Below are 10,143 nucleotides of genomic sequence, written 5' to 3'. Positions count from 1 at the left end.
CCCCTCCACCAAGCTTCGCTTGGTCCCCCTCCCCCGCCACGCGGGGGAGGATAAGCGGCATCGAGCCTAGGCGGCGGCTTTCCAGGCGCCGGCGATCTGGCGGGTGGCGGCGTTGAGGCGGTTCCAGATGTTGATCATGCCGATCGACAGGACGAGCGAGGCCAAAGCCGGCTCGTCGAAATGGCCGCGGGCTTCGTCCCAGATGGCGTCGGGGACCGGGTCCGAGCGGTCGCTGAGCCGGGTGACGGCTTCGGTCAGGGCCAGTGCGGCGCGCTCGGGTGCGGTGAACCACGAGGTCTCGCGCCAGGCCGAGACGGCGATGATGCGGCGGTCGGTATCGCCGAGCTTCTTCAGATCGGCGGCGTGCATGTCGACGCAGACGCTGCAGCCGTTGATCTGGCTGGCGCGCAGGTGAACGAGGGCATGCAGCTGGTGCGAGACAGCGGGGTTGGCCTGGGCGGCCTGGCTGATCGCCTGCAGCGCCGACATGGCGCCGGGGACGGCGAAGGCGGGGTTGGTCATACGCGATTGCATTTTCGAGAGCTCCGGTTCTGCTGCTGACGGATTTTTCGGCCCGGGCTGTCACAGCGGGCCGATGTGGTTCGTCAGTGCTATGACGGAGCGCGATCAGGGAATGTGACGATGGACGACGAGAAAATTCTGGCCCGCCGGTTCGAGGCGGATCGCGGGCACCTGAAGCGGGTGGCCTACCGGATGCTCGGCTCGGCAACGGAAGCCGAGGACGCGGTGCAGGAAGCCTGGCTGCGGCTCAGCCGGTCGGACACCAGCGCGGTAGGTAATCTCTCGGGCTGGCTGACCACCGTGGTGGCGCGGGTGTGCCTCGACATGTTGCGGACGCGCAAGTCGCGGCGTGAGGAGCCGCTGGAGCAGCCGGCGACCGAGGCGTTTGACGACAAGGACGACCCGGAGCACGCGCTCGAGATGGCCGATTCGCTGGGGGTGGCGCTGCTGGTGGTGCTGGAGACGCTGCCGCCGCCGGAGCGGGTGGCATTCGTGCTGCACGACATGTTCGATCTGCCGTTCGAGGAAATCGCGCCGATCGTCGGGCGCTCTACCGATGCGGCGCGGCAGCTCGCCAGCCGGGCACGGCGGCGGGTGAAGGGCGGCAGCGACAATTTTGAGCCGAGCCGCGAGCGGCACCGCGAGGTGGTCACGGCGTATCTGAGGGCATCGCGGAGCGGCGATCTCGCGGCCCTGTTGGCGGTGCTCGACCCCGAAGTGGTGTTGCGGGCCGATGCGTCGGCGGTGCCGGTGGGCATGGCGCTGGTGGCGCGGGGTGCCGAAGTGGTGGCGCGCCGGGCGCTGGCGGGTTTCATGGCAGAGGCGCAGTTGGCGCTGGTTGGCGGCGAGCCAGCGATCGTCGTATTGCGCGCCGGGGCGCCGTTCCGGGTGCTGCGGTTTACCGTGGCGGATGAGCGGGTGACCGGCATCGAGGTGCTGGCCGATGCTGACCGGCTGGCCGGGCTCGAGGTAACCGCGTTGAACTAAGCGGCTCGCTTCAGCCCATCGAGGGCGATGGCGAGGATGCGATCGCGCTGTTCCTCGGTGGTCGAGCCGATGCCGGCAATGCCGGCAACGAGCCTGATGACGTCATCGATGGCGACGTCGGGGCGGACGAGCTTCGCCGCCTGGGCGCGCTCGAGCAGCGGTGCGCCGGCCTCGTAGAGGCCGAGGCGGCAGGCCTTGAAGGTGTTGCTGTCGCGGTTCAAGCCTTCGACCAGCACGCGCTTGGCGCCGACGTAAGTGACGACCCGGCGAAGCCAGGCGAGCAGCGCTTCCCACGGCTCGAGATGAGCGACTTCGCCTGCTGCGTTGCAGACGGCAAGAACCTCCTCGAGATAGACGCTTTCGATCAGCGCCTCACGGGTGGGGAAGTTGCGGTAGAGCGTAGCGATGCCGACATCGGCGCGCCGGGCGATTTCCTCGAGCGGCGCCTCGGTGCCCAGCTCGGCGAAGCTGTTGCGTGCGGCACCGATCAGGCTGTCGTAATTGCGCCGGGCATCGGCGCGGCTCGGGCGCCGCAGCGCCAGCTCGGCCAAGGTGGTCGTCTCGGTCATACCTTTTTCTTTCCGACAGGCATTGCCAGCGCAGATCGATTCCGCTAAACGGAGGAACCCTCCACTTATATGGAGGCGCCCTCCAGTACATAGCTAATCGCAGCGGACAATCCAAGCAGGAAGTGCCGTCTGCGAGACAGGATCATTATGTCCAACGTGCCAAACACGTCCAAATCGTCGTCGCCCAGCCTCACCTTCCTGGTGCTGGCGGTCGGCGCCGCATCGTTCTCGATGCTGCAATCGCTGCTGGCGCCGGTGCTGCCGACGCTGCAAAGCGAACTCAAGACCAGCCAGAGCGCCGTCTCCTGGGTGCTGATCGCCTGGCTGCTGTCGGCGGCGGTGGCGACGCCGATTCTCGGCAAGGTCGGCGACATGATCGGCAAGGCGAAGACGCTGGTGCTGGCGCTGGCCGCCATCGGGCTCGGCAGCCTGGTCGCGGCGCTGGCGCCCAGCATCGAGCTGGTGATCGCCGGACGCATCGTGCAGGGGCTGGGTGGGGCGATCGTACCGCTGTCGTTCGGTATTATCCGTGACGAGTTCCCGCCGGCGCGGGTGCCCTCGGCAGTGGGGGTCCTCTCGGCGGTGATCGCCGTCGGGAGCGGCGTGGGCACCATTCTCGCCGGGCCGATCGTCGACCTGTTCGGCTGGCACGGGCTGTTCTGGGTGCCGCTGGCCGTGGTTGCGGTGACGGCGACGCTGGCGCAGTTCTTCGTGCCGGAATCGCCGGTCAAGGCTGGCGGTACGATCAACTGGCTGGCGGCAGCGCTGCTCGCCGCCTGGCTGATCGCGCTGCTGCTGCCGTTGAGCCTCGGGACGCGCTGGGGCTGGAGCTCGCCGGCGGTGATCGGGCTGTTCGCACTGGCGGTGGTGCTGGCGGCGGCCTGGGTGACGGTCGAAGTGCGTTCGTCCAACCCGGTGATCGACATGAAGATGATGCGGCTGCCGGCCGTGTGGACCAGCAATCTCGTGGCGCTCTTATTCGGCGCGGCGATGTTCGCGGTGTGGGTGTTCCTGCCGCAGCTGATCCAGGTGCCGAGCTCGGCCGGTTACGGCTTTGGCGCGACGGTGAGCGAAGCGGGCTGGGTGATGCTGCCGATGCTGGTGTCGATGGCGGTCGCCGGCGTGTTCAGCGGCCGGCTGGCCCAGGTGGTGCCGTTCAAGCTGCAACTGGCCGGCGCCTCGGCGGTGATCGCACTCTCCTGTGTGTCGCTGGCACTGCTGCATGCCAGCATCTGGCAAGTGGCAGTGATCAGCGGCGTCTATGGCATCGGGCTGGGGCTCGCCTATGCGGCGCTGACCAGCGTGATCGTGCAGAACGTGCCGGCCAGCCAGACCGGTACGGCGATCGGCATGAACACCAATATCCGCACTATTGGCGGGGCAATCGGCACGGCGGTGATGACGGCCGTGGTGACAGCGCACCAGACCGCCAATGGCGTGCCGGAGGAGGCCGGGTTCGTCACCGGCTTCCTGTTGTTCGCCGGCGTCGCGGCGCTCGCCATGCTGGTGTCGCTGCTGATCCCCGGGGCCCGGCGGCAGGTCGCAACGGCCGCGGTGCCGGTGCCGGCGGAGTAAGGCGGAAGTTCTGCTTTCTCCGCGGAGGCGGAGCCGCTACAGAGGCTCCGCCATTCATTTGAGGAGCATCCGATGAGCATCACCCGTTACCAGCCCGGCAAGCGCATGAGCCAGGCCGTGGTCCACGGCAACACCGTCTATCTCGCCGGGCAGGTGGCGACCGATTACAACGGCTCGATCGAGAAGCAGACCGGCGAAGTGCTGGCGGCGATCGACAAGCTCCTGGCCGAGGCGGGCACCAGCAAGTCCAAGGTGCTGTTCTGCCAGGTGATCCTCAACAATATCGGCGATTTTGCCGCGATGAACACCGTCTACGACGCCTGGATCGACCCGGCCAACCCGCCGGCCCGCGCCGCCATCGAAGCACGCCTGGCGCACCCGTCGCTGAAGGTCGAGATCATCGCGGTGGCCGCAAAGGACTGATTGCGGGCCTCTCCCGCCCCCGACACTTGGGGGAGGATCACTGACAGAGCAGTTGTCATCCCCGCGAAAGCGGGGATTTCTGTTTCTGGGGCGTGCATCGCAAACGGAGGCTCCCGCTTTCGCGGGAATGACCCGGTGGCTGGAACTGCTACTTCGCCTTCTTAGCGGGTACCGCGGCGCGGGGCTTGGTGGCGGCCTTCTTGGTGGGCTTGGCCTCGGCAGCTTTCGCCGCTTTCACCTTGACCGGCTTGGCTTCTTTCGGCGGCTTCGACTTCACGGCGGCGGGGATGGCGCCGGGGCTTTTGCCCTTGCCGGCCTTGGCGACGCCGTTGGCGGTGGCCTCGGCGAAGGCCTTGGTGGCCTCCTGGTGGGCCAGGGTCCAGTAGTGGTCGTGCTTGCCTTCGGGCCGCCCGTCGGCTTCCCACAGGTAATAGGCGCGCTGGCGGACGGCGTCTTCGCTGACCATCGCGGCGGAGTCGGCTGGTTTCGATTTGGCGGGCATTGTCATTCCCCGAGCCAGGGGCGCGACCGGGATGGCGCGCCAACCCTATTGCAGACATATGGAGACTAGCAGCGTCCGATGACGGGGCGAAGGCCCCCGACCGCAAGCGAGCTATGAACCAAGCTCCGGGCAGCGGAGTTTCCGTATTGCGGGCGGACGGCTAAGGTCGGCGCTGAAATTTGCGGAGTTCAGCTATGAGCCGATCGTTCGACGCCATCGTCATTGGGGGTGGGCAGGCGGGGCCGTTTCTCGCGGCGCGGCTGGCGGATGCCGGGCAGACGGTGGCGCTGATCGAGCGGCGGCACATGGGCGGCACCTGCGTCAACGATGGCTGCCAGCCGACCAAGACCCTGGTGGCAAGCGCGCGGGTGGCGTGGCTGGCGCGGCGGGCCAAGGATTTCGGCGTCATGACCGGGCCGGTCAGCGTCGACATGGCGGCGGTCAAGGCGCGCAAGGACAAGGTAGTGCTCGCCTCGCGGCAGGGGCTCGACGACTGGATGGGCGCGACCGAGGGGTTGGAAGTGTTTCGCGGCTCGGCGGCGTTCGTCTCGCCGACCGCGGTCGAGGTGAACGGCGAGTTGCTGGAGGGGAAGCAATTCTTCCTCAATACCGGGGCGCGGCCGGTGGTGCCGGATTGGGCGGCCGATGTGCCCTATCTCACTAACACCTCGATCCTCGAGCTCGATACGCTGCCAAAACACCTGCTGGTCGCCGGTGGCTCCTATATCGCGCTCGAGTTTGCCCAGATGTATCGGCGGTTCGGGGCCGAGGTGACGGTGCTGGCGCGCAGTTCGCGGCTCACCTCGAAGGAAGACAAGGACGTCTCGGCGACCATCCGCGAGATTCTCGAAGCCGAGGGGATCCGGGTGATCACCGATGCCAGCTGCATGGCGGCGGAGCGGCGCGGCGATGGAGTGGCGGTCAGCTACCGCCGCGGCAGCGAGGCGGTAGAAGGCAGCCACCTGCTGCTGGCTTTGGGCCGGGTGCCCAATGTCGAGGATCTCCGGCTGGAGCAGGCGGGTGTGGCGCTCGATGCTGACGGCTACATCGCGGTCGACGATAAGCTGCGGACCAACCAGCCGCATATCTATGCGCTGGGCGACGTGAACGGGCGCGGCGCCTTCACCCACACCTCGTACAACGACTTCGAGATCGTCTCGCAGAACCTGCTCGATGGCGCCGACCGCAAGGTCAGCGACCGGGTCATGGCCTATGCGCTCTATATCGATCCGCCGCTGGGGCGGGCCGGGATGAGCGAGGCGGAAGTTCGGGCCTCGGGCAAGCAGGCCCTGGTGGCGGTGCGGCCGATGACGCGGGTCAGCCGGGCCAATGAACGGGCGGAGAACCTGGGGTTCATGAAGGTGTTCGCCGATGCCGAAACGCGGCAGATTCTCGGCGTGGCGCTGCTGGGGATCGAGGGCGACGAGGTGATGCAATCGCTGCTCGAGGCGATGGCGGCGGGGGTCGATGTCGACACCATTATCCGCACCATGCACGTGCATCCGACAGTGAGCGAGCTGGTGCCGACATTGCTGGCCGACCTCAAGCCACTGGTCTAGTCGGTCTGGTGAATTGTCGCGCACCGCCATCTGGCGATCAAAATCGGCGCGTCAATTGACTCCTGAACGACCCGAATCAATGGTGGGGGCATGGGAGAGGCAGCACTCAGCGATACGGTGATCTCGTTCCGCCTGAAACGGGCGGAAGAGTTCGCGCGGCAGTGGAAGATCAACGCCAAGCGGCTGCAGAGCCTCGCCAACAACCCGCAGACGCCGGACTCAGTGCGCGCCGATGCGCTGGGCGAAGCGCGAACGGCGGCGGGGATTGTCGGGCAACGGGCGGCAGATCTGGCCGAACTCGCCAAGCAGCGCGGTTTCGCGGCCTGGGAATCGGACCCGAAGGTCGCGCCGCTGGTGGTGGAAATCCGCTCGGTCGAGCACGCGCTGAGCTACGCGGCGGATGCGCTGAGCAAGTAGCTCAGCCGTCTACTGGCCCATCTGGACCATCAGCGCCTTGTCGGGAAGGTCGACGGGGGGCATTTCGGAGAAGCTGAGGGCGCCGGGGTCGCCGATCTTGTCGGCGCCTTCGCCGCCGGCGCCGCTGGCCTGGAGGTTGGCGCCACCGTCTGCGTCGGTAGTGCCCTCGCCTTCCTTCTGCGCGGTCTGGCCGGCCTCGGTCTTTCCCATGCCGGTAGGGGTGAACTGACCGAGCACCTTGCCGCCGCCTTCGATCTGCTGCTGGGCAGAGGCGACTTCCGTGGCGATCTCGACCTTGTAGGGCACCTGGAAGGCGCGAGGCGGAGCGATGACGATCTGGCGGTCGTCGACTTCCTCGACCCAGAGGTAAATGGCGCCCGGCAGGTTGGCGAGCTTGTCGGGCTCGACGATGCGCGTGGCGAGGAGGCCGAAACGCCTGGGCATCTCGCCGGGGCTGGCCCAGCCGACGAGACCGGTCATGGTGAAGTAGAGGACGATTACCGCGCCCAGCGTTACGACGATTGCGGCAGCCTTGATCCACCACTTCCACAGCGAAGTGAGGTTGAGGCTCAAGAGCAGCAGCGCGAGGAGGAGGAACAGCGCGATGGCGCCGGCGATCACCAGTGGGTTCACTTGCGGACCGCCTGGATCAGCGAGAGCGGCACGGTGTTGATGTCGCTGACCGCGCCATCCTTGTCGACGCTGAAGCGGACCACGGTCTTCTCATCGCCTTTGTGATCGAGGATCAGCGTGTCGTAGTAGACCACCGAAAGCTTCGGATTGATCTTTTCGACCTTCACCGTCACCGGCACCGCAGCGGCGCTGGGGTTGGTGTAGTGGTAGACGTTGACGACGTAGTCGCCGGGCAGGATGCCGCGGATCGACACGGTCTCCTGGTTCAGCGCGATGTGGTGGGTGACCCCATTGACCGTGACCTCGTCGAGATAGTTGCCGCGATCGTCGCGATCGAGGGTGACGAAACCCTTCTGCATCGAGTGGTACCAGACAACGTTGCCGGTCGGGTCCTGCACATAGGTGTCGATGTCATCGTCGTTGTCGTCGGGCCAGGTGGTGGTGACGATGAACTCGGCATTGGTGTCGATGATGCCGGTCTGGGCGTCCGGCCGGATCAGGGCGAAGGCGACGAACACCATCATGGTGAAGCCGAGCAGCACGTTGAACAGGATGTCGGTGAACGGCACGAAGGTGCCGTCATCGCCCTCGGCGCCGGTGAAAAGGCTAGGCCCGTCCATCGTGGCTCCGCTCGATCGCCGGGACGACGTAGATCTCGGAAACCTCGGCGATCCCGGAGAACAGCTCGCCGATGGCGGCATCGAGCTGGAAATACTGGAACTTGAGGATCAGCGCCGTGGCAATGCCGGCGACGGTGACGTTGAGCGCCACGGCCATGCCGCCGGTCATCCCACTGAGCGCGCCGCGCAGAGTGTCGGCCTCGAACGAGGTGAGGCCGGCGATCGGGATCAGCATCAGGATGAAACCGATGGCGGTGCCGAGCAGCGCCAGGCGCAGCAGGCTCTCGGAGACGAAGAGCCCGATCTTTTCACGGGCCCGCAGCTTGTCGGCGACGGAGCGCAGCAACAGCGTCTGGTCGAGCTGGCCCTTGCCGCGGATCTCGGCCTTCCTGACGAGATTGCCGACATGGGTGGTGAGGACGCCCTGCTCGAGCAAAGTGCCGGCGCCGGTGAGGACGTTGTTGCCGGCAAGCCGGAAACCCGAGGTGCTCTGGGCTTCGATCACGGCACGGGCGCGGCGGGCAGCAATAAGCTCGCGACTGATGTCGATCGCCTGCACCAGGCAATGGAGGCTGGTGATGACGAAGATGGCGAAGATCAGCAGCGAAATGCGGGTGTGGTCGGACTGCACCACCGAGCCGAGAAAGCCCAGCTGCCATAGCGTCAACAGGCCAATCGCCACGAGCACGGTGACGATCAGCCAGCGCAGCACCGGGTTGTAGTCACGCCTTTCGATGGGCGATCCAATGACCGCCGCCTTTACGTCGTCCAAGACCCGTTCCTCCAGACCCGGTCGGCTCGCCTCGTCGGAACGGGGAGCGCAATGCTTCAGGTTGCTGCCACCGCTAGCATGGCCGGCCAATCGCCTCTGCCTATGCATCGCATTGGAAATGCCAACATGCCGGCGGCTAAGGCGCGACAAAGTGACGATTGCTGCCCGACGCGGCTGCGTTCAGGCTGTGGCCGAGAGCTAAGGGGTGACGGCAGTGGCGGAGTGGCATGAGCACGCGTATCGGCGGCTGATCGATGCGGAGACGCATGCGCGGCCGGTGCTGGGGATGACCCCGCCGATCCGCATCCGGCGGCTGGCATTCATGAGCGCCGACGGTGGCAGCGACCTGAGGGCGCTGCATGAGCAGATGGCAGTGGTCGCGGGCGTGCTGCCGGAAGGGCCGGCCTGGGCGAGACAGCTGGCGTTCAGCCGCGATGGCCGGCAGGTGACCTGGGAGCTGCACAACGAGTTCGCCACCATGACCTGGAGCGGCGCGGCGGACGATTGGGACGCCAAGCCCCTGGGGATCGGGCTCGAGCTGCACGAGAAGCTGCTCCTGGTGTTTGCTACCCGCATCGACGTGATGCCGACCGACACGATCGAGCCCGCGGCGCTCGCCGGGTTCAATCCGCTCAGCCTCTGCTACTCGTCGATCTTCGATGATGGGGCGCAGGCGGCGACGGATTTCCATCTCGATGCCGATGGCTTCACCCGCTTCGAGGTGGCCGCGGGACGCAGCGGCGAGCTCAGGATCGGGGTGATCGTCCGGCGGCTCCTCGAGATCGAGACCTATCGGACGATGGCGCTGATCGGGCTGCCGCTGGCGCGCGAGATGGGCGGGCGGGTCGCGACATATGAGCGCCAGCTCGGGGCGATCATGCAGCAGGTGGGGCAGGGCGGCGATACCGCCGAGGACCACCAGCTGTCGCTCGAGGCGCTGCATAAGCTCAGCGTCGATATCAGCCGCACAGTGGAGGAGACGAGCTTCCGTTTCGCCGCGACGCAAGCCTATGGCGAGGTGCTGGCGGAGCGGCTGACGCGGCTGCGCGAACATGCGATCGGCGAGTTCACCACCATCGAGCGCTTCCTCAACAACCGGGTGCATCCGGCGCTCGCCACCTGCAAGGCAATGGAGAAGCGGCTGAGCGGCCTGACCGAGAAGGTGCGCCGCTCGATCTCGCTGCTCGACGCGCGGATCACCCTGTCGATCCAGACGCAGAACCGCTCGGTGCTCGATGCAATCAGCCAGACCGGCCGCAGCCAGTACCGGCTGCAGCTGACGGTCGAGGGGCTGTCGATCATCGCCATCTCGTATTACGCGCTGGGGATCCTGGGCTACATCTTCGAAGGGCTGCATGAGGTGCTGCCGTTCACCAAGGGCGAGATGCTGGCCGTCTCGGCGCCGCTGGTGGTGTTTTTGGTGTTTCTGGGGATCCGCAGGCTGCGGGGCCGGCATTCGTAGCCGACTGTAAAATCGCGGCCCCCTCCCTGTCTCTTATCCCCATCTGACGCTGCCGACGGTCGACATCTCTTTGGTAGCGGGTGCTCTCGACAGTCTTAAGTA

12 protein-coding genes are annotated in these 10,143 nt (G+C 66.6%); 6 read left to right on the top strand and 6 right to left on the bottom strand.

Annotation, left to right across the window (positions count from 1 at the left end; translation table 11 throughout):
* Positions 1–66: 66 nt before the first annotated feature.
* Entirely contained in the window at positions 67–534 is a 468-nt protein-coding gene (locus VW23_RS17120) for a carboxymuconolactone decarboxylase family protein (protein WP_069910763.1), read from the bottom strand.
* A gap of 108 nt (positions 535–642) precedes the next feature.
* On the opposite strand from VW23_RS17120, the gene VW23_RS17115 reads away from it, so the two are divergent.
* Positions 643–1,509 carry a sigma-70 family RNA polymerase sigma factor gene (locus tag VW23_RS17115; RefSeq protein WP_069910762.1) on the top strand — a complete coding sequence of 289 codons (867 nt, stop codon included), beginning with the start codon at positions 643–645 and terminating at the stop codon, positions 1,507–1,509.
* On the opposite strand, the gene VW23_RS17110 is transcribed toward VW23_RS17115, so the two are convergent.
* A complete protein-coding gene (locus VW23_RS17110) occupies positions 1,506–2,078 on the bottom strand; it encodes a TetR/AcrR family transcriptional regulator (protein WP_069910761.1) in 573 nt (190 codons plus the stop codon). The two genes, VW23_RS17115 and VW23_RS17110, sit on opposite strands and share 4 nt — an antisense overlap.
* A gap of 147 nt (positions 2,079–2,225) precedes the next feature.
* On the opposite strand from VW23_RS17110, the gene VW23_RS17105 reads away from it, so the two are divergent.
* Entirely contained in the window at positions 2,226–3,653 is a 1,428-nt protein-coding gene (locus VW23_RS17105; RefSeq protein WP_069910760.1) for an MFS transporter, read from the top strand.
* Between the two features lie 72 nt (positions 3,654–3,725).
* Positions 3,726–4,076: a RidA family protein gene (locus VW23_RS17100; RefSeq protein WP_069910759.1), complete on the top strand. Its 351-nt coding sequence runs from the start codon at positions 3,726–3,728 to the stop codon at positions 4,074–4,076.
* Between the two features lie 148 nt (positions 4,077–4,224).
* On the opposite strand, the gene VW23_RS29300 is transcribed toward VW23_RS17100, so the two are convergent.
* Complete coding sequence (locus VW23_RS29300) at positions 4,225–4,578, bottom strand: DUF2934 domain-containing protein (protein WP_069910758.1); 354 nt, start codon at positions 4,576–4,578, stop codon at positions 4,225–4,227.
* A 194-nt stretch (positions 4,579–4,772) separates the two neighbouring features.
* On the opposite strand from VW23_RS29300, the gene VW23_RS17090 reads away from it, so the two are divergent.
* Positions 4,773–6,137, top strand: coding sequence for an FAD-containing oxidoreductase (locus VW23_RS17090; RefSeq protein WP_069910757.1), 1,365 nt, complete (start codon positions 4,773–4,775; stop codon positions 6,135–6,137).
* A 90-nt stretch (positions 6,138–6,227) separates the two neighbouring features.
* Entirely contained in the window at positions 6,228–6,554 is a 327-nt protein-coding gene (locus VW23_RS17085) for a hypothetical protein (protein ID WP_069910756.1), read from the top strand.
* A 9-nt stretch (positions 6,555–6,563) separates the two neighbouring features.
* Here the strand turns inward: VW23_RS17085 and VW23_RS17080 are convergent, their stop codons facing one another.
* The 3 genes from VW23_RS17080 to VW23_RS17070 are packed head-to-tail and all read right to left on the bottom strand — an operon-like array spanning position 6,564 to position 8,579.
* Positions 6,564–7,187: a hypothetical protein gene (locus tag VW23_RS17080; protein WP_069910755.1), complete on the bottom strand. Its 624-nt coding sequence runs from the start codon at positions 7,185–7,187 to the stop codon at positions 6,564–6,566.
* A complete protein-coding gene (locus VW23_RS17075; protein WP_069910754.1) occupies positions 7,184–7,807 on the bottom strand; it encodes a hypothetical protein in 624 nt (207 codons plus the stop codon). The genes VW23_RS17080 and VW23_RS17075 overlap by 4 nt, the downstream gene beginning before the upstream one ends.
* Positions 7,794–8,579 (bottom strand): MotA/TolQ/ExbB proton channel family protein, encoded by a 786-nt coding sequence (locus VW23_RS17070; RefSeq protein ID WP_069910753.1) that lies wholly within the window; start codon positions 8,577–8,579, stop codon positions 7,794–7,796. Before VW23_RS17070 ends, VW23_RS17075 begins: the two co-directional genes overlap by 14 nt.
* Before the next feature lie 205 nt (positions 8,580–8,784).
* Here VW23_RS17070 and VW23_RS17065 point away from each other — a divergent pair, with 205 nt between their 5' ends.
* A complete protein-coding gene (locus VW23_RS17065) occupies positions 8,785–10,041 on the top strand; it encodes a DUF3422 family protein (protein ID WP_069910752.1) in 1,257 nt (418 codons plus the stop codon).
* Positions 10,042–10,143: the final 102 nt, after the last annotated feature.

It is taken from the genome of Devosia insulae DS-56, assembly GCF_000970465.2.
GTDB lineage: Bacteria > Pseudomonadota > Alphaproteobacteria > Rhizobiales > Devosiaceae > Devosia_A > Devosia_A insulae.
Note: the sequence above shows the minus strand (reverse complement) of the source record. Positions and strands in the feature narration are given on the sequence as shown.

Bases quoted from the DNA above. Each gene is read 5' to 3' on its own strand.
- VW23_RS17120 (WP_069910763.1), bottom strand. From the start codon at position 534: ATGCAATCGCGTATGACCAACCCCGCCTTCGCCGTCCCCGGCGCCATG.
- VW23_RS17115 (WP_069910762.1), top strand. From the start codon at position 643: ATGGACGACGAGAAAATTCTGGCCCGCCGGTTCGAGGCGGATCGCGGG.
- VW23_RS17110 (WP_069910761.1), bottom strand. From the start codon at position 2,078: ATGACCGAGACGACCACCTTGGCCGAGCTGGCGCTGCGGCGCCCGAGC.
- VW23_RS17105 (WP_069910760.1), top strand. From the start codon at position 2,226: ATGTCCAACGTGCCAAACACGTCCAAATCGTCGTCGCCCAGCCTCACC.
- VW23_RS17100 (WP_069910759.1), top strand. From the start codon at position 3,726: ATGAGCATCACCCGTTACCAGCCCGGCAAGCGCATGAGCCAGGCCGTG.
- VW23_RS29300 (WP_069910758.1), bottom strand. From the start codon at position 4,578: ATGCCCGCCAAATCGAAACCAGCCGACTCCGCCGCGATGGTCAGCGAA.
- VW23_RS17090 (WP_069910757.1), top strand. From the start codon at position 4,773: ATGAGCCGATCGTTCGACGCCATCGTCATTGGGGGTGGGCAGGCGGGG.
- VW23_RS17085 (WP_069910756.1), top strand. From the start codon at position 6,228: ATGGGAGAGGCAGCACTCAGCGATACGGTGATCTCGTTCCGCCTGAAA.
- VW23_RS17075 (WP_069910754.1), bottom strand. From the start codon at position 7,807: ATGGACGGGCCTAGCCTTTTCACCGGCGCCGAGGGCGATGACGGCACC.